Origin of the sequence: Rhizobium sp. WYCCWR 11128 (assembly GCF_013416305.1) — a bacterium.
Classification (GTDB): Bacteria; Pseudomonadota; Alphaproteobacteria; order Rhizobiales; family Rhizobiaceae; genus Rhizobium; species Rhizobium indicum.
In genome coordinates, this window is record NZ_JACCEZ010000007.1 from 202,628 (window position 1) to 225,976 (window position 23,349).

Annotated in this window: 21 protein-coding genes and 1 pseudogene; 12 read left to right on the forward strand and 10 right to left on the reverse strand. The window is 61.7% G+C overall.

The genetic code is table 11. The annotated features are described in order from the left end of the window. The first annotated feature begins 78 nt into the window (after positions 1-78). A complete protein-coding gene (locus HX898_RS21925) occupies positions 79-576 on the forward strand; it encodes a metal-dependent hydrolase (protein ID WP_180195723.1) in 498 nt (165 codons plus the stop codon). Positions 577-583: 7 nt separating this feature from the next. Here the strand turns inward: HX898_RS21925 and HX898_RS21930 are convergent, their stop codons facing one another. Further along, positions 584-2,176, reverse strand: coding sequence for an ABC-F family ATP-binding cassette domain-containing protein (locus tag HX898_RS21930; RefSeq protein WP_180195724.1), 1,593 nt, complete (start codon positions 2,174-2,176; stop codon positions 584-586). 333 nt (positions 2,177-2,509) lie between these two features. Next, positions 2,510-4,075, reverse strand: coding sequence for a helicase HerA-like C-terminal domain-containing protein (locus HX898_RS21935; protein WP_138328586.1), 1,566 nt, complete (start codon positions 4,073-4,075; stop codon positions 2,510-2,512). Between the two features lie 224 nt (positions 4,076-4,299). On the opposite strand from HX898_RS21935, the gene HX898_RS21940 reads away from it, so the two are divergent. Further along, entirely contained in the window at positions 4,300-4,692 is a 393-nt protein-coding gene (locus tag HX898_RS21940) for a hypothetical protein (protein ID WP_138328585.1), read from the forward strand. A gap of 171 nt (positions 4,693-4,863) precedes the next feature. On the opposite strand, the gene HX898_RS21945 is transcribed toward HX898_RS21940, so the two are convergent. Next, positions 4,864-5,178: a type II toxin-antitoxin system RelE/ParE family toxin gene (locus HX898_RS21945; RefSeq protein WP_138328584.1), complete on the reverse strand. Its 315-nt coding sequence runs from the start codon at positions 5,176-5,178 to the stop codon at positions 4,864-4,866. A gap of 3 nt (positions 5,179-5,181) precedes the next feature. Beyond that, positions 5,182-5,448 carry a type II toxin-antitoxin system ParD family antitoxin gene (locus HX898_RS21950; RefSeq protein ID WP_138328583.1) on the reverse strand — a complete coding sequence of 89 codons (267 nt, stop codon included), beginning with the start codon at positions 5,446-5,448 and terminating at the stop codon, positions 5,182-5,184. Between the two features lie 164 nt (positions 5,449-5,612). Between HX898_RS21950 and HX898_RS21955 the strand changes: the two genes are divergently transcribed. Both HX898_RS21955 and HX898_RS21960 read left to right on the forward strand, forming a co-directional pair. After that, complete coding sequence (locus tag HX898_RS21955) at positions 5,613-6,068, forward strand: NUDIX domain-containing protein (RefSeq protein WP_138328582.1); 456 nt, start codon at positions 5,613-5,615, stop codon at positions 6,066-6,068. 77 nt (positions 6,069-6,145) lie between these two features. Further along, the gene (locus HX898_RS21960; protein ID WP_138387786.1) at positions 6,146-6,487 is read left to right on the forward strand and encodes a hypothetical protein; all 342 of its coding nucleotides are present in this window, start codon (positions 6,146-6,148) and stop codon (positions 6,485-6,487) included. Positions 6,488-6,519: 32 nt separating this feature from the next. Here HX898_RS21960 and zwf read toward each other — a convergent pair whose 3' ends face one another. The 3 genes from zwf to HX898_RS21975 all read right to left on the reverse strand — a co-directional run bounded on the left by zwf (position 6,520) and on the right by HX898_RS21975 (position 10,337). Beyond that, positions 6,520-8,028, reverse strand: coding sequence for a glucose-6-phosphate dehydrogenase (zwf, locus tag HX898_RS21965; RefSeq protein WP_138387785.1), 1,509 nt, complete (start codon positions 8,026-8,028; stop codon positions 6,520-6,522). Between the two features lie 138 nt (positions 8,029-8,166). Then, entirely contained in the window at positions 8,167-8,937 is a 771-nt protein-coding gene (tam, locus tag HX898_RS21970) for a trans-aconitate 2-methyltransferase (RefSeq protein WP_180195725.1), read from the reverse strand. A gap of 125 nt (positions 8,938-9,062) precedes the next feature. Beyond that, positions 9,063-10,337 (reverse strand): hemolysin family protein, encoded by a 1,275-nt coding sequence (locus HX898_RS21975; RefSeq protein ID WP_029874296.1) that lies wholly within the window; start codon positions 10,335-10,337, stop codon positions 9,063-9,065. Between the two features lie 761 nt (positions 10,338-11,098). Between HX898_RS21975 and HX898_RS21980 the strand changes: the two genes are divergently transcribed. From HX898_RS21980 to HX898_RS21995, 4 genes and pseudogenes are all read left to right on the forward strand, one after another. Continuing rightward, the gene (locus HX898_RS21980; RefSeq protein WP_180195726.1) at positions 11,099-13,480 is read left to right on the forward strand and encodes a methyl-accepting chemotaxis protein; all 2,382 of its coding nucleotides are present in this window, start codon (positions 11,099-11,101) and stop codon (positions 13,478-13,480) included. A gap of 70 nt (positions 13,481-13,550) precedes the next feature. Next, positions 13,551-13,880, forward strand: a pseudogene (locus tag HX898_RS21985) (AAA family ATPase); the annotation flags it as partial. Next, positions 13,855-14,325, forward strand: coding sequence for a GNAT family N-acetyltransferase (locus tag HX898_RS21990; RefSeq protein WP_180195727.1), 471 nt, complete (start codon positions 13,855-13,857; stop codon positions 14,323-14,325). The pseudogene HX898_RS21985 and the gene HX898_RS21990, both read left to right, overlap by 26 nt. 75 nt (positions 14,326-14,400) lie before the next feature. Continuing rightward, complete coding sequence (locus HX898_RS21995; protein WP_180195728.1) at positions 14,401-14,910, forward strand: AAA family ATPase; 510 nt, start codon at positions 14,401-14,403, stop codon at positions 14,908-14,910. Positions 14,911-14,969: 59 nt separating this feature from the next. Here the strand turns inward: HX898_RS21995 and HX898_RS22000 are convergent, their stop codons facing one another. Then, positions 14,970-15,437, reverse strand: coding sequence for a cupin domain-containing protein (locus HX898_RS22000; RefSeq protein WP_180195729.1), 468 nt, complete (start codon positions 15,435-15,437; stop codon positions 14,970-14,972). A gap of 434 nt (positions 15,438-15,871) precedes the next feature. Here HX898_RS22000 and HX898_RS22005 point away from each other — a divergent pair, with 434 nt between their 5' ends. Then, positions 15,872-16,690: a sugar phosphate isomerase/epimerase family protein gene (locus HX898_RS22005; RefSeq protein ID WP_180195730.1), complete on the forward strand. Its 819-nt coding sequence runs from the start codon at positions 15,872-15,874 to the stop codon at positions 16,688-16,690. A gap of 69 nt (positions 16,691-16,759) precedes the next feature. On the opposite strand, the gene HX898_RS22010 is transcribed toward HX898_RS22005, so the two are convergent. Further along, the gene (locus HX898_RS22010) at positions 16,760-17,803 is read right to left on the reverse strand and encodes a zinc-dependent alcohol dehydrogenase family protein (RefSeq protein WP_180195731.1); all 1,044 of its coding nucleotides are present in this window, start codon (positions 17,801-17,803) and stop codon (positions 16,760-16,762) included. A gap of 349 nt (positions 17,804-18,152) precedes the next feature. Between HX898_RS22010 and HX898_RS22015 the strand changes: the two genes are divergently transcribed. Then, entirely contained in the window at positions 18,153-19,040 is an 888-nt protein-coding gene (locus HX898_RS22015; RefSeq protein WP_180195732.1) for a branched-chain amino acid aminotransferase, read from the forward strand. Between the two features lie 322 nt (positions 19,041-19,362). Here HX898_RS22015 and HX898_RS22020 read toward each other — a convergent pair whose 3' ends face one another. Then, entirely contained in the window at positions 19,363-20,265 is a 903-nt protein-coding gene (locus tag HX898_RS22020) for a LysR family transcriptional regulator (protein ID WP_180195733.1), read from the reverse strand. Positions 20,266-20,399: 134 nt separating this feature from the next. On the opposite strand from HX898_RS22020, the gene HX898_RS22025 reads away from it, so the two are divergent. Both HX898_RS22025 and HX898_RS22030 read left to right on the forward strand, forming a co-directional pair. Then, positions 20,400-21,641 carry an HlyD family secretion protein gene (locus HX898_RS22025; RefSeq protein ID WP_180195734.1) on the forward strand — a complete coding sequence of 414 codons (1,242 nt, stop codon included), beginning with the start codon at positions 20,400-20,402 and terminating at the stop codon, positions 21,639-21,641. A 77-nt stretch (positions 21,642-21,718) separates the two neighbouring features. Then, complete coding sequence (locus tag HX898_RS22030) at positions 21,719-23,338, forward strand: MDR family MFS transporter (RefSeq protein WP_180195735.1); 1,620 nt, start codon at positions 21,719-21,721, stop codon at positions 23,336-23,338. Positions 23,339-23,349: the final 11 nt, after the last annotated feature.

Here is a 23,349-nt window from a genome sequence, read left to right on the forward strand (position 1 = left end):
GAGAGCCGGACCTGTGCCGATTCTAGCCATAAACCGCGCATAGAGGATTCTTCGGGACCGCCCGGGAGAATAAGACGCATGCTCATTGCCCATTTGCCGGCAGGCTACCTTCTCGGGAGCGCCGCGCGGCAGCGGTCCGCCGCACCCGGCATCATGACCGCAGCCTTGATCGGCAGCGTATTGCCGGATTTCGACATGGTCTATTTCTTCCTGACCGGCGGCAAAGTCCACCATCACGACTATGTCTCCCACTGGCCGCTTTTTTGGCTCGGCTTCGCCGCCACGGCCCTGCCGGCGATCGGTCGACTGGCGTCGGACTGGCTTCCCACGGCCGCCGTCTTTTTCGCAGCCGTCATGCTTCACATGGTTATGGATACCGTCGCTGCGCCGATGCTTTGGCTCGCGCCATTCGATTGGTCGAAATTCGAGCTGACGACGGTGCCGCCGACCTACAGCAATTGGGTCGTGAGTTTCATGTTGCATTGGACCTTCGCTTTTGAACTCCTGATCTGTGTCACCGCGTTGATCGTCGCCGTCTGCCGGAACCGTCGCGTCGGAGGCCGGCAGCAGGCATGAGCCGGAACTATCCCGCGCCGGCGGGCGACAGTTCCAACCGCCGTGTGATCCCAATGCTCTGAAGGAACGTTTCGTCGTGGCTGACGACGAGCAGCGCGCCGTCATAGGCGCGCAGTCCGGCCTCGACCGCGGCGATCGAGTCGATGTCGAGATGGTTGGTCGGCTCGTCGAGGATCAACAGCGGCGGCGGTGCCGAGCCGAGGACGCAGGCAAGGCCCGCCCGCAGCAATTGCCCGCCGCTCAGCGTCGATACGGTCTGCAGCGCCGCATCCGCCCTGAACATGAAGCGGGCAAGGGCGGCCCGGCAGGTATTTTCATCGGCCTGCGGATTGATCCGGCGAAAATTGTCGCGGATCGAAGCTGACGGATCGAGAAGGCTCACCTTCTGATCGAGCATCGAGAAAGCGGTCTTGACGCTGACCGTGCCGGCCCAGGGTTTCAGCGCGCCGGTAATAAGCGCCAGCAAGGTCGTCTTGCCCGAGCCGTTGCGGCCGGTGACGGCGATACGCTCTGGTCCCGTCACGTCGAAGGAGAGATTGCTGATGACAGGATCATCAAGCTGATAGCCCGATGTCACGGCATCCAGCTTCAGTACGATCTTGTTCGCCGGCAGTCCGGTCGGCGGCAGGGTGACCGACAAGGGCTGCAGGATCTCGATCTTCTCGCGCGCTGCTGTTGCCTCTTCCCGTGTCTGGGCGCGCCGGCGTTCAGCGATACGGGCATTGTCGCCACCCGTCGTTTCGCTCCGCTCCTTCATGCCGCCGAGCATGATGCGTGGAAGGCCGCCTTGGGCGGCCGTCTTCCGGCCCGCGCTGTCTCTGTGCGCCTGACGCTCCACCGTCGCCTGCGCCTTCCGCGCTACCTCGGCCATGCGTTTTTCGGCTTCAGTGAGATCATGCTGTGCCGCCGCGAGCTCAAGAGCCTTGCGCTCGCGGTAATGGCTCCAGTTGCCGCCATAGCGCGTGGCGCCGAGCGACGTCAGTTCAACGATCGCATCGACGCTTTCGAGCAGTTCCCGGTCATGGCTGACGATGATGGCGCCGGCCCGCCAGCCTGACATCAGCGCGATCACCGCCTCTCGGCCTTCGCGATCGAGATTGTTGGTCGGTTCGTCGAGCAACAGGAAATCCGGCTCGGTGAAAACAAGCGCCGCAAGCCCGGCACGGGTCCGCTGCCCGCCGGAGAGCACGGCAAGCGGCGTCTCCGGCGGTGCGTCGAGCCCCGTCCGATTGAGCGCTGCGGCAATGCGCGCCTCCAGCATCCAGTCCGCCGATCCAAGCTCGTCGGCCGTTGCCTCGCCGGCTTCGGCGCGGCGAAGAATAGCGAGCGCATCGGTCACGCCGAAGAGATCGGCGATCGTTTCCTCGGGCGCCACCTGAACGCTCTGCCGCAGCACACCGAGGCTGCCGCCGACGGATACCGTCCCGGAATGTGGCTGGATCTCACCGAAGACGAGTTTGAGCAGCGTCGTCTTGCCGACGCCGTTGCGACCGACAAGACCGGTACGCTCAGCCCCAAAACTCAGGTCGAGACTGGAAAAAAGCGACCGCCCGTCAGGAGCGGACCACGAAACTTGGGAGAGAGTGATGGATGCAGGCATGGATATGGATGTCCCGGTTGGCAAGGCGAACTGGCGTTGCGATCGGGTTGAAATCCATTGCGGCACACATCCTGTTGAAATGGTCGATGGCAGGTAATTTAGGAGATAAAGGCATCAGGTTCAAGAAGGAGAACGATCTTGCATTCTTCGGGGGGAAGGCCGTGGGAAGTTGCCCCTCACCCTAACCCTCTCCCCGTAAACGGGGCGAGGGGACGTGCCCTACGAGAGGTGAGCGAGGAAAGGAGAGGTTGCGGCTATTCCCCCTTCGCCCCGCGAGCGGGGAGAAGGTGCCGGCAGGCGGATGAGGGCAGGTGGCACTCTGCTGCGAAACGCCTACCGCTTCAAGCTCCCCAAGATCCCGCGCACCAGCGCCCGGCCGACCTGTGTCGCCACCGTGCGGGCCACGCTCTTCATCGCCGCTTCCACCACCGTTTCGCGCTGATAGCCGGACGCCCGGCCGCGCGATTGGCCGCGGCCCTGGTTGTCGTCGTCATTGCCGCCGCCGAAGCCCGGCAGGTTCCAGCCGGAGGTCGTGTTGCCCTGTTGCTGTGGTGCTTCTTCCTGCGCCCGCTTGGCGGCGTCGGCATCGGCCGCCTTCTTCGCCCGTGCCGCCAGCAGTTCGAAGGCGGATTCGCGGTCGACATCCTCGTCATAGACGCCGAGAACCGGGCTCCTGTCCATGATCTGCCGGCGCTCGACATCCGTCACCGGGCCGACGCGGCCGGATGGTGGGCGGATCAGCGTGCGCTCGACGATCGAAGGCGCGCCCTTGGCCTCAAGCGTCGAGACCAGTGCCTCGCCAGTGCCGAGATTGGTGATGACGGTGGCGCAATCGAAGGCGGGATTCGCACGGAAGGTATCGGCGGCCGTCCTTACCGCCTTCTGTTCGCGTGGCGAATAGGCGCGAAGCGCATGCTGCGCCCGGTTGCCGAGCTGGGCGAGCACCGTTTCCGGCACGTCGAGCGGGTTCTGCGTCACGAAATAGACGCCGACGCCCTTGGAACGGATCAGCCGCACCACCTGCTCGACACGTTCGGTCAGCACCTTCGGCGCGTCGTTGAAGAGCAGATGCGCCTCGTCGAAGAAGAAGACGAGCTTCGGCTTTTCGGGATCACCCACCTCGGGCAGTTCCTCGAAGAGTTCCGAGAGAAGCCAGAGCAGGAAAGTGGCGTAAAGCCGCGGGTTCATCATCAGCTTGTCGGCGGCCAGCACCGAGATCTGGCCGTAGCCATTATTGTTGGTGCGCATGATGTCGGTGATCTTCAGCGCCGGTTCGCCGAAGAAGTGCTCGGCCCCCTGCTGTTCGAGAACGAGCAGCGCCCGCTGGATCGAGCCGACCGAGGCCTTGGAGATCAGCCCGTATTGGTTGGAAAGTTGGCTGGCGTTCTCGCCCATATAGTTCAGCAGCGAGCTGAAATCCTTGAGGTCGAGCAACGGCAGCCCGCCCTGGTCGGCGATCTTGAAGGCGATGTTGATGACGCCTTCCTGCGGTTCGGAGGCATCCATCAGGCGGGCGAGCAGCAGCGGTCCCATCTCGGCGATGGTGGTGCGCACCCGGTGGCCTTTCTCGCCGAACAGATCCCAGAAGATCACTGGAAACTGGTCGAATTCGTAGTCGGCAAAGCCGATCTGCTCGGCGCGCTTCGTCAGGAAATCCTTGGGCTCGCCCTTGGCGGCGATGCCGGAAAGGTCGCCCTTGATATCGGCCGCAAACACCGGAACGCCGGCCCGGGAGAAGCCTTCGGCCAGCACCTGCAGCGTCACGGTCTTGCCGGTGCCGGTGGCGCCGGTGACAAGGCCGTGGCGATTGCCGAATTTCAGGTCGAGATATTCCGGCTTGTTGATGCTGTCATCGGGATTGCGGCTCGCGCCGATGAAAATCTTGCCATCCTCGATCATTCGGAATGCTCCCTTGGGGCTCTGCCGCCATTTGTATGAGAAGGCGTGTTCTGCCGCCTTCATCGAACCATCGTTTCCCTGTTATAAGCAGGCATGCGCATGCGGACAACTGTTTGCATTGAAAGCAAAACCGGACAAAGTGCGGCACGGGGAGGGGCCGGCTTGAGTTGCGGTCGAATCTCGATTAACGTTGACGTTAACGTCAAAAAAACAGGAGGCTAACGATGAATGAAATTGTGACCCAGATCGCCGATCGCGTGGGTATTGCGCCTGATCTGGCCGAAAAGGCGCTCGGCATGATGCTCGGCTTTTTGCAGCGTGAGGCCGCCGATGGCCCGGTTGCCAAGATGATCGAAGCGATCCCCGGCGGCGCCGATCTCGTTGCCCAGTTCAATGGCGCAAGCGCTGGCGGCGGCGGTCTGCTCGGCGGGCTGATGAGTTCGCTCGGCGGCGGTGGCATCATGGGGCTCGGCCAGCAACTGATGGGCGAAGGCCTCGGCATGGGCGAGATCACCTCGCTTGCCAAGGAAACCATCGCGATCGCCAAGCAATATGCCGGCGAAGGGGTCGTCGACGAGGTCGTCGCTTCCGTCCCGGGCCTCAGCCAGTTCGTCTGAGACGAGGGATCGGCAAGAGCCTCGCGTCGTTGCGGGGCTCATTATATCTTGTCCTGAAATCGCCGGGGCAAAGGCCCGTCCAACTTGAAGAAATGGCCGGTCGGCGGCAGGCGAGCTGAACCGAAGGGGCCTGCAACCTACGGTCCATGCGGAGGAGGCTCGCCTGTCGGCTTACCCTTGTCGCTCTTCCAGAATCTCGTCAGTGATATCACGCCCACGCGCAAACACGCCCAATATGTTGACGTCACCGCCACTGACCGAGAACGCCACGCTGACGCTGCGCCGGTAGCCGATAACACGAAGGCCGGGAATCCGGCTTTCCCGCACCGTGCCCCGTTCCGGGAACATCTCCAGGGCCTCGATGAAAGTGATCACTGTGTGGACGAAGTCGCCGGCGATGCCCGTTCCCGCCTCAACGGCGATATCGGCATAGAGCTTGTCGAGTTCGGCTTCCGCCTTCGGATGATAAATAATGCGGTAGGCCATGCCCTACTTGGCTTTCGCCGCATCAATCCGGCGCTTGGTTTCAAAGCGGGCGCGTACTGTCTCGGCCGGGATGCCAAGGCTCGGGTTGTTCACTAGGTCGTCGTAGCGCGCCGGGATCTCCTCATTGAGCCAGCGTTCGCGGGCCGCCTCATGATCCTCCAGCAGCCGCAGTCCTGCCCGAACAACTTCGCTGGCATTGTTATAGCGGCCGGAGTCCAACTGCTTCCGGACAAATTCCTCGTAGTGGTTTCCGAGCGCGACGTTGGGCATGGTTTTCCTTTCGTTGTCACGAATATGGGGCAGTCGGCCCCCTATGGCAATAGATGTCAAAGATTGACCTAACATGATCATCGGCGCGCTGGCTTTGATCGCCCTTGCATCGCAGCCTCTGCTCACTAGTTAACGGCTGCCCCATTGGAAGGAAGGAGAGTCTTATGACCATCTGGCGCCCATCGCAGCAGATCAGGGTGAAGGTGATCGGCCTCGCTTGGCGGAAAGACCAGTTGCTTGCCGCCGAAGTGGAGGATGACAGCGGTCGCATCAAGGGCGTTCGCCCGCTCGGCGGCGCGATCGAATTCGGCGAAAGCCGCGAAGAGGCGCTGCACCGCGAATTCGGCGAGGAGCTCGAGACCGATATCCGCATCGTCGGTCCCTGGCATCTGCTTGAAAACATCTACGAGCATCATGGCGCAATCGGTCACGAATACATCTTCGCCGCCGACATCGAACTGGCCGATGCATCTCTCTATGAGCGCGATGAAATCCGCTACTGCGAACTCGACGAGACGGCGGCGACGGCGCGCTGGTTCGGCCGCGACAGGCTGCGGGACGCCGGCATCGATCTCTATCCGACAGGTCTCGACAGGCTGCTGTCGCGCTGGCGCGATTGAGCCGGAGATCGCCCGCTCTGAGGCGCCATATTCCGATCGCTAAACTTTGATCGTTCGCCCCCGCTTCCGGGGGAACAATGAGGTCGTCCTGCTGTTTCTGTCGCATCGCTGAAAACATAGGAAATAGCATCATGCGTATGTTTCTTGCAGCAGCCTCGATCATTCTCCTCGGCTTCGCCGCTCCGGCTTTCTCCCAGGCCCTTGCTGATATGGATTCTAGCGGCCGCTTCGGCGGCATGCCACCCGGCACGGTGCCGGGGGCGGAATCCAATGGCGGACTCATGATTCCGCTGGATCCAGTCGAAACCGGTGATATCACCGTCGTCATTCCGTCCGATCGGACCGTCTGCCCGCGGCCCGGAACGCGTCAGTACCGCGCGGCCGAGCGCGACGGTACGCTAGGCGACGCCTGCCGCTGACGGGATAGGCCCAGATCAGCAAGCAGGACCGGCTATTTGTCGTTTCCGTGCAGTATGACGCCGAGTTCATGCCACTGCCGTCTGTCGCGCTGGATCAGTTCGTCGGCTGAGGCCGGTCCCATGCTGCCCGGCGCGTAGGCGTCAGGCACGCTCTCATCCTTGGCCCAGATATCGAGGAAGGGTTGCACCGCCGCCCATCCGGCCTCGATGCCGTCGGCGCGCTGGAACAGGGTCTGGTCGCCGATGAAGAGATCGTAGAGCAATGATTCATAGCCGGTCGTCTTGGCAATATCGAATTTGTCGGAATAGCGGAAATCGAGCGAAACCGGCACGGTGTCGACCGAAAGCCCCGGCGATTTGATCGAGATTTCCATGCTCATGCCCTCGTCCGGCTGCACTTGGATCACCAGCCGGTTCGGCGGTAGGCGGCGCTTGACGTCGGTCTCGCGAAACTGCGCGAAGGGCACCGGCTGGAAGGTGATGACGATCTCGGTGTCGCGCGCCGTCAGCGCCTTGCCGGTCCTGAGATAGAAGGGCACGCCGGCCCAGCGCCAAGTATCGGCATAGAGCTTCAGCGCCACGAAGGTCTCGGTCCTGCTGTCGGGCGAGACGTCCTTGGTATCGCGATAGGCCGGAAGCTGAGCCCCATTGAGCGGGCCCGCAGCATAGGCGCCGCGCACGCCATGCGTCTTGGCCTCATCAGGTGTATAGACGCGCAGCGCCTTCAGCACCTTGCTCTTTTCGTTGCGGATTGCCTCGGCATCGAAGCTGTTCGGCGGTTCCATGGCGATCATCGCCAGCAGCTGGAAGAGATGGTTCGGCACCATGTCGCGCAGCGCGCCGGTAGCATCGTAGAATTTGCCGCGGCTGCCGACATCGACGATTTCGGCGGCGGTGATCTGTACATGGTCGATGTAGCGGCTGTTCCACAAGGACTCGATCATCATGTTGGCGAAACGCGCCGTCATCAGGTTCTGCACCGTCTCCTTGCCGAGGAAATGGTCGAGCCGGTAGACTTGGCCTTCCCCGACCTGCGCGAGGATCTGTGCATTAAGCGCCTGCGCCGAGGCGAGATCGGTGCCGAACGGTTTTTCGATCGCGACGCGGCGGAAGACGCCGTCGCTTTCATTGGTCAGACCATGGGCGGCGAGCTTCTCGACGATCGTCCCGAAAAAGGATGGCGGCACCGCGAGATAGAAGGCGGCATTGGCATGCGGCCCCAGCCGCTTGCCGATCTCGACGAAAATATCGTCCTTGGTGAAATCCCCAGACGTGTAGGAAATGCGCCGGCGCAGGCTTTCCCAGGTCTCGTCCTTCACCGGCGGCTCTTCACCGCTCAGATGGCTGAGGAATTGGTCGAGCCGCCCGCGCAGGAACTCGTCGTCACCCGGCTCGATGCCGATGCCGAGAATGTGGAGATCCTCGCCGACAAGGCGACTGCGCGTCAGATTGATGATCGCCGGCACCAGCAGGCGGCGCGTCAGGTCTCCCGTGGCGCCGAAGATGACGAGGGTGACCGGCGGGGTAGGGACAGCGTCCATGTGTCATCTCCTTGGATTTTCCGGCCGACTATACTGCGTGCCGGTCTCGCCGCAAGCACCATGCGGGCGAGGGATAACAAGCATTTGACACCATCCGGGGCGCCCAAGCTCGCGTCACCTTGCTTGGCGCGGCCGGCTTTACCGTTTCACCGCCACCATGAAAATTCTCGGAAACCGCAGCAGCACCCGCCCGTCCGACATCTTGGGATAGGACTTTTCCACCTGCTTGAGGTAATCGGCCAGGAATGCCTCGCGATGCTCCTCGCCGGCATGGGCGAGATAGGGCATCAGCCCGGTTCCCTTCACCCATTCGACGATCGCTGCAGCATCCGCCATCGGGTGATTGTAGATGGTGTGCCAGATATCGACGCGAGAGGATTTGGCGATCAGCCGGCTGTAATAAGTGGACGGCGGGGGCAGCCCCTTGCGGCGCACGCTCTTCGCCTCGAAGGCGGATTTCCACGGGCCGGCATGCGCCGTCTCCTCCATCGCCAGATGCGAGGGTTCGCCGAGATTGTCGGGCATCTGCACGGCCAGCACGCCGCCTTCGGAAAGCCCGTCCATCAGCCGGTCGAAGATATCGAGATGGTCAGGCAGCCATTGGAAGACGGCATTGGCAAACAAAAGGTCGGCGGGCTCAGTCGACTGCCAGCGGGTGAGATCGGCCTCGACGAAGGCAGTGCCCGGAAGCCGCTTGCGCGCCGCCTCCAGCATGTTCATGTCGCTGTCGACGCCCGAGACGCCCTGCGCCCCGTAGCGCTCGATGATCAGCTCGGTCGAATTGCCCGGGCCGCAGCCGAGATCGATGGCATGACGAATGTTTTGCAGCGGCACCTGTGCCAACAGGTCGCGCGCCGGTCGCGTGCGCTCATCCTCGAATTTCACATATTGATTGGCGGACCATGCCATGGCGTTCACTCCTGCTGTCAGGCCACATCGTCCAAGTGGTGGATGCGGATCTTGTCGATGTTGCGGCCGTCGAGATTGACGACCTCATCGGCGAAGTCGCTGGCGAAGAGGGCGCCCGCCGGTCTTCACTCAGCCGACACAAGTATTTTGTCCACGCGCCTCCCGTCGAGATCGACGACTTCGAAGCGCCATCCATCTCTCGTGAAGCTCTCGCCCAATTCCGGCAGATGTTTCAACTCTTCCAACACCAGGCCGGCGACAGTCTGATATTCCAAGTCGCCATCGAGCTTGAGGTTTAAGAATTCAGCGAACTCGTCAATTGGCGTCCAGCCCGACACGAGATAAGAGCCGTCGTCTCGACGAGCGATGGCCTGTTCATCGACCGGTCCCTCCTGCAGAGCCCCCATGATTGCTTCCAATATGTCACCTGACGAGACAACCCCCTCGAAGTGGCCGTACTCGTCGAAAACCAGCACCATGTGAACGGGCGATTTCCTGATGGCTTCAATCACATTGATGGCAGTTGAAAGGTCTGAAACCACCGGGACGTCTTGCGTCAGAGCCGTAATGTCGGCACTGCCGTGTTCGGACATCGCGTCGTAGAAGTCCTTGACCGGAAGGATGCCGATCACCTCGTCCGAACTGCCTTTTCGAACCGGCAACCGCGACCGCTTCGTCCTGTGCAACTGGGTCCGAATTTCATCAAGGCTGTCGTCGATATCAATAATTTCCACGTCCCGTCGGGGCGTCATAAGCGCTCGGGCAGTGCGGTCCGCAAGCCGCATGACACCTGATATCATCGCGGACTCTTCGCTTTCGATCACTCCAGCCGACTGCGCCTCGGCCAGAACAGTTTTGATCTCTGCGTCGGAGACATTGTCGCCACCTTTTCCTGTTTGGCCCAAGAGCTTAAGCACAAGATTTCCGGAGGCGTTTAGAAGCCACACGAGTGGCAGCGCGATTTTTGAAAGTACCGCCATGGCTGGTGCGACCTTGGCCGCAACCGCTTCGGGTTCCCGCAATGCGATCTGCTTTGGAACAAGTTCGCCGACGATCAACGAAAGATATGTGATTGCGACGACGACTGAACCTACGCCAATGGCATCAGCGGCCGTCGATGACATTCCCTGGGCTTCCAGCCATCCGCTCAGGCGACCGCCGAGCGTGGCCCCTGAGAAAGCGCCAGATAGAACGCCGACCAGCGTGATGCCGATCTGCACCGTAGAGAGAAAACGACCGGGGTTTTCGGCAAGTTTGATCGCTTGAGCTGCACCCTTACTTCCATTGTCGGAGAGAACCTTTAGGCGAGCCGTTCGAGAATACACAACGGCCAGCTCCGACATGGCGAGCACACCATTCAGGATGGTGAGAAACGCCACAATTCCAATTTCCAGAAACACAGGGACCCTATTCGTTGAGGTTGTCATACCGAATTCATCAGGCGACGCGGCGAGGCATTCGAAGGGACGCTACTATAGACCCATCGCCTATCGTCTTTCTATCATCGCGTTACATCAGTGTAGGTTCCATCAGTTTTCAGAAATCCGTGAGTGACAACGCCGACCCATGCGGAAGGGTCGAAATCCAGTCGGAGAACATCAATCATCAAAGGCGGTCGTCGTCATGGCGGACCGCTCCTCTGAAGTGAAAGTCATATGCCGTCGGTACAAGCGGGCCGGCATGTGGCCGCCCGTCATTCTCAATGATGTGGAAAGCGGCTGCTCTCTGCGGGAGCCGTGATATGCTTGAGGCGAGGCGGAGGTCATCGCACCGTCTACAAGGGTCGCCTGCTTCCTCGGCCGGGAGATCCCGGTTGGAAGGGGCGGAGCTTGTACTGGATGGGTCGCTGTCAGGCATGTCGCAATTTTGACGGTGAAACAGTGCCGACGCAAGAGGCGCCGGGCGAAAATTCTTATAGCGTCTTGATGTGACAGTTTCGCCAACGGCAGCCGCACCGCATCTGCGCGTCTTAAAAGAGGCGCAGCAGTGAAAGCTGCCGCAATACACCGTAAATTAACAGCCGCTCCGTATTTTCTTTAAATTGCGAACGATTTCCGTGACGTGCAGCCACGTCCTGAAATCAGTTCTCGGTCTGGGGGAAGCCGGGACGGAATAGATCGGTGCGCGATCGACGACCTGCCCGCTTGAGGAGGTTAAGCGCATGCAGTTCAAATCGGCGACCGGACGCAACATTTTTTCCGTGGCGGCCTGCGGTGTCATCGCCACGATCGCGGCATCGGGCGTTCTTTTTTACATCGCCTACAACGATATGCGCAAATCGAGCCTCGATCAGATGCTTCAGATCGCCGCCACCAATGCGCTCAACGTCGAGAAATCCATGAGCGTGGCACTCGGCATCGTCAATACGCTGGAAACGTCGCTGTCGACGATGAAGGACGGCGGAAACGCCAATCGTGCGACTGCCGACGACTTGCTGAAGAACATGCTGCAGGATAATCCGATGGCGCTCGGTGTTTGGACCGGCTGGGAGCCGAATGCCTTCGACGGCAAGGACAAGGATTTTGTCGGCAAGGAAGGCCACGACACGACCGGCCGCTACGTGCCCTACTGGGTCCGCAGTGGCGACAAGATCCAGCACACGCCGCTGGTCGATTATGGCGTGTCGGGCGCCGGCGATTACTACCAGCTGCCCTTTACTCAGAAAAAGACTGTCGTCATCGAACCTTATGTCTATGCGGTCGACGGCAAGGACGTGCTGATGACCTCGGTCGCCAAGCCGATCATGGTCGATGGCAAGGCGCTCGGCGTCGCCGGCATGGATATTTCGCTCGACGACGCCAACAAGGTGATCTCGGCAGTCCACCCGATGGAGACTGGCTATCTCAGCCTCGTGACGGGCGCCGGCAGCATCATCAGCCATCCTTCCGCAGAACTCGCAGGCAAGAATATCAAGGACGGCGGCGATCTGACCGCCGGCTGGGATCAGTTGATCGCCAAGCCCGGCGTCGCGCAGGAGATCGCAGGCCCGGACGGCCAGACCTATTTCTTGGTCGCCTATCCGGTAGAGCTGACGAATGACCTGAACTGGTACGCCGTCGTCTCGGTGCCCAAATCCACCGTCTTTGCCCAGCTCAACAACATGGCCTGGAGCGCCGTTGCGATCACCGCCATCGCTGCACTCCTGCTCGGTCTTTCAGGCTGGCTCATCGCAGCCAAATTCATCCGCCGCATTGAGGGCGTGATCGCCGAGACCGATCGCATCGCCCATGGCCAGCTCGATGTGCAATTGAGCGACAAGAATGCCAAGGACGAAATCGGTGACCTCTCGCGTTCCCTCGCCATCCTGCTGGAAGGCAATCGCCAGAAGATCAAGCTGGAAACGGATGCAGAAAACTCCCGGTCCCGCGAAGAGATCGAACGACAGGAACGTTCGGTCCTCCATGCTGCCCGTGAGGATTCGATCAAGTTCGCGGTGAGCGAACTCGGCAACGGACTGGCCAGCCTTTCCAACGGAGATATGACCGTCCGGCTGGAAAAGCCGTTTACCGACTCCCTTGACGAAATCCGCGTCGATTTCAACGCGTCTGTCGAAAAGCTGCAGGCAGCCCTCATTTCCTTCTCCGAAAACGCTGCCGTCATCCAGGCCGGTTCGGAAGAAATCCGCTCCGGTGCCGACGATCTCGCCCGCCGCACCGAACAGCAGGCCGCTTCCGTCGAGGAGACCGCCGCTGCGCTCGAGCAGATCACCACCTCGGTCAAGGACTCCACCCTTCGCGCCGAAGAAGCAGGCGCGCTCGTCAGCCGCACCAAGGATGGTGCGGAAAAATCCGGAGAGGTCGTTCGCAAAGCCGTTGACGCCATGACCGGCATCGAGCAATCCTCGCAGTCGATCTCCAACATCATTGGTGTGATCGACGATATTGCCTTCCAGACCAACCTGTTGGCCCTCAATGCAGGCGTTGAGGCAGCACGTGCAGGGGAGGCCGGTAAGGGCTTTGCCGTCGTCGCACAGGAAGTGCGTGAACTGGCGCAGCGCTCGGCCACCGCCGCCAAGGAGATCAAGGCGCTGATCACCTCGTCCGGCGACCAGGTCAAGCGCGGCGTCGATCTCGTCGGCCAGACCGGCAAAGCGCTGCAGGCGATCGTTGCCGAAGTCCAGCAGATCAACAGCAATGTCCAGGCGGTCGTTCAGGCCGCCCGTGAACAGTCGACGGGTCTCCTGGAGATCAACACGGCAGTCAACCAGATGGACCAGTCGACCCAGAAGAATGCCGCAATGGTCGAGGAATCGAATGCCGCCTCGCACACGCTGGTGACGGAGGTGTCTGCCCTTTCGGAGCGTCTGGCACAGTTCAATCTCGGCCAGGCGGCCAACGCGGCCCCTGCCGCCCGGACGACTGCCAAGTCGCTGGCGCGCCCGGCCGCGGCGACGCTTGCGGCGCGCAGAGCGGTCCCCGACTCGGCCACCGATCATGCCAGGCCTGCTCCCTCGCCGGCCCGCGCACTCGGCGGCAAGCTCGCAGCCGCCTTCGGCACATCAGCCGCACCGGCTTCCACCGAGGGCAACTGGGAAGAGTTCTAGGTATTTGGCGCGCGTCCTCGAAGGCGGCAGCCATTGTTTTTCCTCAAGCGGACAGTGCCGCAGGATGGCGTACGGGCAATTGGTGAACATGGTCCTCAACCGCACGACGAGCATGATCTGGATTGATCTGCCGGAGGAGGAATGCATCATCAACATCAAGGAGCGAGGCATTCAGGGCGGCGAGACCGGAACCCAGTTCGATGGCCTTTTGAAGTGGGTGGCCGAATACCGGAGTAGAATGAACAACTGGAATTCCTTCGAGACGCACGCGCGATTGTTCTCGGTCTTTTCCCGTCCGAAGTTCCTGTTATCGAGCCGTGAGGCCGTCACCGATTTTGCCGGCCGGTTGTCCATGAGCATCGACGAGGTCATCGATGAACGAACCCAGATTTCCGAATGACGAGGGCGAAGACGCCTGGATGGTCGTCCAGGTTTCTGCGGATGAACACTGGAATGCCTATCACGACATCCGCCGCGCTGTCCTTTTCGAGGCCCGCGGATTGATTGGCTATGATGCGAACCACCCGGATGATCGAAGGGATGGACATTTCCCTTTGCTGCTTCTGCTTGAAAAGACGCCGGTGGGTGCGGCCCGCCTCGATCTGATGGACGATGCGACAGCATGCGTGCGAACCGTCGCGATCAGGGCGGAGTGCCAGGGAAAGGGGTACGGGCGGATGCTCATGACCGGCCTCGAAAAATTCGCGTCACAACACGAGGTCAAGAGACTGCTTGTGAATGCGGCGCGAGACGCCGTGGGGTTTTACGAAGCGCTCGGATGGACCGTCATCGAGGCCGGCGGTGAAACCCCGGTTCTGACTAAGGAATTGCGAACCGGGCCTTAATGGTGAAGTATTGCGCTGACCGCGAGCTGCTCTGACGTTCTCGTGGAGCTTCTCCAACCAAATGCCGAGGTCACGATGCTCATTATCTTTGGCGGTCTGCCTGGCAGTGGAAAGACGACGATTGCCCGCGCCTTGGCTGAGCGGTTGAATGCGGTCCATGTGCGCGTCGATACCATCGAGCAAGCAATCCGTGCCTCCGGAATAGCCGATGATGCCGGACCTGCAGGCTATATCGTCGCTTACGGTATCGCCGGAGATAATCTGACCCTCGGCAGGACCGTTATCGCCGACTCCGTCAACCCGCTCCGGATAACTAGGTCAGCATGGCGTTCGGTCGCGCAGGCTACCGGGGTGACAGCGGCGGAGGTCGAGGTCGTTTGCTCGGATAAAGCCGAGCACCGCAAGCGTGCTGAAACGCGCCTCACCGACGTCGAAGGTCTGGTGAAACCGACATGGCAAGAGATTTCCGAAAGAGCCTATGACGAATGGCACGATGCAATCGTCATCGATACGGCTTCGAAAACGGTCGAAGCCGTTTTGGATGAACTGGTGAGCCGATTGAAATCGCTGCCGCCAAAACCGTAGCATTGCTGACGAAGGAGAGCCTGATGTCGTCCGAAAAGCGGCATCAGGCACTCGCGCCGTCACGCCGCGAGGATGGTGATCCCGTAAGCATTGGCGGCCGCGGTCATGCGGGCGATGGTTTCGGCCGAAGGGCTGGCCTTCGGAGGCTCGGTTGTGCCTTCCGCTTCGATGAATTCGGCCATGTCCCGATCGACGACCGCGGAAAAGACCACGGGGATGGTTCCACGGTTGGAATAGCCGTGCACCATGAAGGGCGGGATGGTGACGATGTCGCCGGCGGTGGCTTCGATCTCTTCGGGGCCGCTGTCGCCCAGGCGCCAGATCGTCAGCTTTCCCTCGATGATGCGGAACACTTCCGGGCTCGCATGCGCATGTTTCGGCGTCCGGCTGCCTGATGGCACGGTGACGTCGAAGAGATTGAGCCAGGTTCCGCTGATTCTAAGCCGACGCTCGACCCGGTCGCCGAGGACGAAAAACCGCTTGGCCTCGTCGCTTGTATGCATTTTCACAAATGAGTTGGACATCATGTCTCTTTCTTTTTCTTACAGGGCTTCTTCTGATCGGCTTTTTCTTGCGGGCGCAGCCGTTAGACCTTTGCGCCGTCTTTGACAAGCCGCCCTGTTGTTGGGGGTAACATCGCCGAAGGCTTTCAAAGAAGCGCGCTGCATCGGCCGAAGCGCTGAACAAACGGCTCCGTTGCCAGGGGTTCAACGCCGCTCGCGCGCCACTGCGTCACGAGACTGTCGAGGCCGATATCGGTACTTCGGGGCGTTTCCGCAAGGTCCGTCAATGCCGCATCAGCTATGCGCAAATGACTGAGGCCGGAGGGATGCGAAAGGCTCGGCGCCTGTAATACCGCCGACACAGAAGGGGCGCATAGAACGCGGCGGCCGTTCTTGGAGCCGTCCTTCCACGCCGTCCCGGCATTCACTTTGATCATTCACATTGATGGAGCGCATCCATGTCCTCTCTTCCCGTCGTCGGCGCCGCCATGACGCTCGATGAAGTCGAACTTCACCGTGATTGGCTCTTCGAAAAGTCCCGCGATCTCGAATTGCAGAGCTTTATCGATGCCGAGATTCTGAACGGCGACTGGGCGCCGCTTGCCGCCCGCACCAGGCGGCTTCTCGACGGTCATGGCGGCCGCCTCGGCATTCACGGCCCGTTCTGGGGCTTCACCATCGCCTCGGAAGATCCCGATATCCGCGCCATCGTCACTAGGCGCCTGCTGCAGGGGCTCGACGTCTGCGCCGTCATCGGCGCGACCCATATGGTCATCCACAGCCCTTATACGTCCTGGTCCTACAACAATCTCGACGACAATGCCGGCGCCCGCGAAGCCCTGGCCGAGCGCACGCACATGACGCTCCGCGACGCCGTCCGGCGCGCCGAGGATATCGGCTGCACCATGGTCATCGAGAACATCGAGGACAAGGATCCGCATATTCGCGTGGCGCTTGCCGAAAGCTTCAACTCGCCTGCCGTCGCGGTCTCGATCGATACCGGCCACGCCCATTATGCCCACGGCTATACCGGTGCGCCACCGGTCGATTATTACGTCAAGGCCGCCGGCAATCGCCTCCAGCATGTCCACCTGCAGGATGCCGACGGATATGCCGACCGCCACTGGAGCCTCGGCGAAGGCACGATCCGCTGGCATGCCGTCTTCGCGGCCCTTGCCAAGCTCGAAAGCAATCCGCGCCTTATCATCGAGATCAAGGACAAGTCGAAGATACCGGCTTCATCAGCCTTTCTCGCTTCGATCGGCGTAGCTCAATAGGGTCTTGTTGCTCTTCCCGCTCTCCCTCATTCCCGTGCTCGCCACGGGAGGGGAGGGTGGAATTATGCTTCATGAAAACCGGGTAATGACGCTGATGCCCGTGGCCTCAGCCTTGTCGAGCGCCATCAGCGCTGGCACGGCCTCCTCGAGGCTGACGCGGCGTCCGATCAGCTTCTGCGGCGCGATCTTGCCGGCCGAAAGCATCGACAGCATGGCGTCGTAGCGCCAGGCCTGCATGCCGTGGCTGCCGTAGATTTCCAGCTCGTGGCCGATCACCTGCGCCATTGGAATCTGCGGCGTCGCGTGTTCACCGAGCATCAGCCCCACCTGCACATGCCGTCCGCGCCGGCGCAGATTCTTGATCGAGTTGAAGCAGGTGACGGGATGGCCGAGCGCGTCGATCGAGACATGCGCGCCGCCCTTGGTGATTTCGCGCACTGCCTCCGCCACGTCGGCAACACCTGACGCATTGACCGTCGCCACCGCCCCGCACTCCTGCGCAAAGGCGAGCTTCTCCTCGGATATATCGATGCCGATCGCATTCGCCCCGAGCGCGGTGGCGATCATGATCGCCGACAGACCGACGCCGCCGCAGCCATGCACGGCGATCCATTCGCCAGGCCCGGTGCGCGCCTGGTCGGCGACGGCGCGAAACGAGGTAGCGAAGCGGCAGCCGAGGCTTGCCGCCGTCGCATCGTCGATCGTATCGGGCAGGTGCACCAGATTGGTATCGGCATAATCAATCGCCACATATTCGGCAAACGATCCCCAATGGGTGAAGCCCGGCTGGAACTGGTTCGGGCAGACCTGCTGGTTGCCGGAATGGCATTCGCTGCAATGGCCGCAGCCGGAAACGAAGGGCACCGTCACCCGGTCGCCGACCTTGAAACGCATCACGCCGCGGCCGGTGGCGACGATCTGCCCGGCAAGCTCGTGTCCCGGCACATGCGGCAGGCGGATATCCGGGTCGTGGCCCATCCAGCCGTGCCAGTCGCTGCGGCAGAGCCCGCTGGCGCCGACCGCTATGACGACACCGTCCTCTGTCGGTGTCGGATCGGCAACGGTGCGGATTTCGGGCGCCTGTTCGAAGGCTTCGTAGAACATGGCTTTCATCGGCGTTTTCCTTGCTGCCGAATGCATGGCGCCCGGAGGTGTGCAGCGGTTCCGGGATAACGGCATGCATAAAACAAAGAGCTTAAGAGCGTCGCATGGATCAAAGTCGATGGACGCTCTTAAGCGGCGGTTCCACCCATCATCGCATGCTGCAGCCAGCCATTCCAACATTCCATTCCATCATTTTTGCTGATGCACCCATCGCTGAAGCCGCTGTTGCTGCGCACGAATATTGCGGCCTGGCGGCATTCCCTGGCATTTTCTTGCTTCCGTGTTTCCGTTCGGGATTTGTCCTTGACCCGGCTTGCCGCGGCGGTTTTTCCTTCTCCGGCTTCAGGAGGAAACCATCATGGCCGTCGATACATCACCCCGTTCAACCACCTGGACTCATGTCGATGGAGAATGGCTCCCCGGCAATCCGCCGCTGATCGGGCCGACCTCGCATGCCATGTGGCTCGGCTCCACCGTCTTCGACGGCGCCCGCTGGTTCGACGGCATCGCGCCGGATCTCGACCTGCACTGCCAGCGCATCAATCGCTCGGCGCTCGCCATGGGCCTGAAGCCAGTGAAATCAGCCGAGGAGATTGCCGCACTTGCCTGGGAAGGCGTCGCGAAATTCGATGGCGCGACACCGATCTACATCAAGCCGATGTATTGGGGCGAACACGGTTCGCCGGGCAGTGTCGTCTCCGTTGACGCGGATTCCACCCGCTTCGCGCTCTGCCTGTTCGAGGCGCCGATGGGCGGCCATGGCGGCACCAGCCTCACCGTCTCGCCCTATCGCCGTCCGTCGCCGGAAACGGCGATGACCGAGGCGAAGACCGGCTCGCTCTATCCAAACAGCGGCCGCATGATCTCTGAGGCACGCAGCCGCGGTTTCGACAATGCGCTGGTGCGTGACCTGAACGGCAATGTCGTCGAGACCGCCTCCTCGAACGTCTTCATGGTCAAGGACGGCGTGGTGATGACGCCCGCCGCCAACCGTACCTTCCTCGCCGGCATCACGCGTTCCCGCGTCATCGGCCTGCTGCGCCAGGCCGGTTTCGACGTGCACGAAGCAACGCTCTCGGTCGAAGACTTCCTCGGAGCCGACGAGATCTTCACCACCGGCAACTACTCCAAGGTCGTCGGCGTCATCCGCCTCGACGACCGCGACCTGCAGGAAGGCCCGGTCACCCGCAAGGCGCTGGAACTCTACATGGACTGGGCCCACGGCAGGAGTGAGAGCGAAGAGTGAGCAGCGGTTCGGCGCAGCCGAAGCAATCGATCCAGTGAATCGATTGCAGCTGCGAACGCCCGGAGCGCAAGCGCAGGGCAGGCGCGGTTCGGCCTGACAGAATCCAATCCGCCCGCCGATGTGGCGGGTGGTGATTTACGTGAGGGGTGTGCTGGTCCGCCCCCTCATCCGCCTGCCGGCACCTTCTCCCCGAGGGGAGAAGAGATTCGCGGCGACGTCCCGATTCCCTCTTCTCCCCAGCGGGGAGAAGGTGCCTGTAGGGCGGATGAGGGGGCCGGCGAAGCCGGTCTTGCCCAACACGAGGTGAACGCCCACAGCACCCTCATGTCATCCACTTCCGATGTTCCGCAAATCTCTCCGCCAAGAGATCGATGAACAGCCGCACCTTCGTCGGCAGATGGCTGCGGTTGGGATAGACGGCGTTGATGTTGAACTCGATCGGCCGGTAGTCGGGCATGATCTTCACCAGCCGCCCTTCGGCGATGTCGTCGAACACGACGAAACTCGGCGCCAGGAAGATGCCCCGCCCGGTCAGCGTCAGGAAGCGCAGCATCTCGGCACTGTTTGAGACGACATTGCCGCTGATCTTGACGCTCTCCTTGTTGCCTTCGCCATCCTCGAAGCGCCAGTCGTCGCCATAGGGGTAATAGGCATATTGTAGGCAATTGTGATCGGCGACGTCGGTCGGCGTCTTCGGCATCGGATGGCTCTCGAAATAGGCCGGTGAGCAGACGAGCATATGGCGCCATGGCGTCAGCTTGCGCGCGACGAGCGACGAATCCGGCGGCGGTACGGTGCGCATCACCAGGTCGTAGCCATCCTCGATCATGTCGACCATCCGCTCGCCGACGCTGAAATCGAGTGAGATCGACGGATAAAGCTCCATAAACTCGCTGACGACGGGCAGCAGGAAACGCACGATGGCACTGCTGGTATAGACCTTCAGCGTGCCGCGCGGCGTCGTGCTCAGCGCGCCGGCCGTCCGGTCCGCCTCATCGAGTTCAGCCAGGATCTGCGACGAGCGCTCATAATAATATTTGCCGGTTTCGGTCAGGCTGACCTTGCGCGTCGTGCGGTTGAGCAGCCGCACGCCGAGCCGGTCCTCCAGCGATTGCACGTGATTGCCGACCATCGTGACGGACATGTTGAGCCGGCGCGCGGCGGCGGAAAAACCGCCGCATTCCACCACGCGGCCAAACACCATGAGGCTTGTCAGCCGATCCATATTGCCCCCGGATTATCCGCTGAGAGTTGATGATCCTTCCCGATTTAAGCAGATTATCAGAATGAATGGCAGGGTGCATTTTCCTCCACATCGAACAGGGCCTCAGAGAAGGCCAACGGTGAAGGAGAATTGCGATGGTCGAGTTACCCCACAGGCAAGCTTTCGAAACTGCCAGGCAGGCTGAGCAGATCTTGGCCGAGGAAGCCGCAAGGGCGCCGGCCGCCGAGGCGCCCCCCATGCCTGTCTCCGAAGCACCGGTCGCGGACGCACCGGTCGCGGATACTCCCAAAAAGACCGGCCGTCGCATCGTCAAGCGCGCCGTCATTGCCGCCGCGCTGCTTGCCTGCGTCGCGTTTGCAGGCGATTTCGGCTACCGCTACTGGACGGTCGGCCGCTTCATCGAATCCACTGACGATGCCTATGTGAAGGCCGATTACACCACCGTCGCCCCGAAGGTCGCTGGCTATATCAAGGCAGTGCTCGTCAACGACAATGACGCGGTCAAGGCCGGCCAGGTTCTCGCCCGTATCGACGACCGCGACTTCCAGGCCGCATTGTCGCAGGCGAAGGCCGATGTGAAGGCGGCCGAGGCTGCCATCACCAATATCGACGCCCAGATCGCCCTGCAGCAATCGGTGATCGAGCAGGCGAGGGCGACGATCGATGCCTCGCAGGCATCGCTGGATTTTGCCGTGTCCGATGCCGCCCGCTCGGCCCGCCTGATCACCAACGGCGCCGGCACCCAGTCTCGTGCCGAACAGACCCAGTCGGCCCGCGACCAGGCCGCTGCCGCCGTCGAGCGCGACAGGGCAGCCCTCGTCACGGCTCAGAATAAGGTTCCGGTGCTGCAGACTGAGCGCGAACAGACGGTTGCCCAACGCGACCGTGCGGCCGCCGCCGCCCACCAGGCAGAGCTCAACCTCTCCTATACCGACATCGTCGCCGCCGTCGACGGCACGGTCGGCGCCCGGTCGATCCGGGTCGGCCAGTATGTCACCTCGGGCACCCAGCTGATGGCCGTCGTGCCGCTGCATGCGGTCTATGTCGTCGCCAACTTCAAGGAGACGCAGCTGACCCATATCAGCCCCGGCCAATCGGTCGAAATCAAGGTCGACAGCTTTCCCGACATCTCGATCAAGGGTCATGTCGACAGCGTTTCGCCGGCAAGCGGCCTGGAATTCTCGCTGCTACCGCCGGACAATGCCACCGGCAATTTCACCAAGATCGTCCAGCGCATCCCGGTCAAGATCGTCATCGACGACGAGGCTCTGAGCGGCCTGCTGCGCTCGGGCATGTCGGTCGAGCCCGAAATCGATACCAAGGCTGCCCAGACCTCCGCGGCAGCTAAGGAGGGATCATCCAACCCTGCTGGATGATCCTTTCCCTTTTTCCGAATTATCACCCGGACCCCGTCATGAGAGAATTTTCCGCAAGAGCCGGAAGGAGATAGGTCATGGCCACTCTTCAGATCGCCGCCAACAGCAATGCGCTGGCGCCCCCCGCCGCTGCAGCGCCCGCGACACCTGCCGCCATGAGCCCGCTTCGCATGTGGGCAGCCGTTGTCGGCTCGACGCTGGGCGCCTTCATGGCCGTCCTCAACATCCAGATCGTCAATGCCTCGCTTGCCGATATCCAGGGCGCGATCGGCGCCGGCACGGATGACGGCGGCTGGATTTCGACCTCCTATCTGATCGCCGAGATCGTCGTCATTCCGCTCAGTGCCTGGCTGGCGCGCGTCTTCTCGCTCCGCAACTACCTGCTCACCAACGCCATCCTCTTCCTGATCTTTTCTGTTGCCTGCGCCTTCGCGGCCAATCTGCAGCAGATGATCATCCTGCGCGCCATTCAGGGCTTTTCCGGCGGCGTGCTGATCCCGATGGCCTTCACCATCATCATCACGCTGCTGCCCAAGGCCAAGCAGCCGATCGGTCTCGCACTCTTTGCCCTGTCGGCCACCTTCGCGCCGGCGATCGGCCCGACCATCGGCGGTTACCTCACCGAGAACTGGGGCTGGGAACATATCTTCTATGTCAACCTGGTGCCCGGTGCGCTGATGGTCGGCCTGCTCTGGGCCTCGCTCGACCGGGCGCCGATGAACCTAAAGCTGCTCGCCAAGGGCGACTGGCCTGGTATCATCACCATGGCGATCGGCCTGGCAGCCCTGCAGACCGTGCTGGAAGAGGGCAACAAGGAAGACTGGTTCGGCTCCGACTTCATCCTCCGCCTGTCTGTCATCGCCGCCGTCTCGCTGACGCTGTTCCTGATCATCGAGCTGAAGACTGCCAATCCGCTGCTGAACCTCCGCCTGCTGGTGCGCCGCAACTTCGGCTTCGGCATCGTCGCGAACTTCCTGCTCGGCATTGCGCTTTACGGCTCCGTCTTCGTGCTGCCGATCTATCTCACCCGCATCCAGGGCTATAATTCCGAGCAGATCGGCATGGTTCTCGCCTGGACCGGCATCCCGCAGCTGCTGCTGATCCCGCTGGTGCCGCGGCTGATGAAGCATTTCGACGTCCGCTTGCTGATCGTCGTCGGCTTTGCCCTCTTCGCCGCTTCGAACTTTATGAACGTGCACATGACCGGCGATTATGCCAGCGACCAGCTGTTCTGGCCGAATATCGTCCGTGCCATCGGCCAGGCGCTCGTCTTCACGCCCCTCTCGGCGATCGCCACCGCAGGCATCGAGCGGGAGAATGCCGGTTCCGCTTCCGCACTCTTCAACATGATGCGCAATCTCGGCGGCGCCGTCGGCATCGCCTCGCTGCAGACCTTCCTGTCGAAACGCGAGCAGTTCCACTCGAACATCCTGACCCACTCGGTCTCGATCTTCGAGGAAGCCACCCGCGATCGCATCGCCAGGCTCACCGGTTATTTCATGAGCCATGGCGTCAGCGATCAGGCGCTTGCCGGCCACAAGGCCGTCGTCGCCATCGCGCTCAAAATACGCAAGCAGGCCAATATCATGGCCTTCAGCGATACCTTCTTCCTGCTCGGCGTCGCTCTGGTCGTCGCCCTGGTTGCAACCCTGCTTCTGAAAAAACCCGGTCAACTCTCCGGCGGCGGCGCCCACTAGCGCCGTGCGGC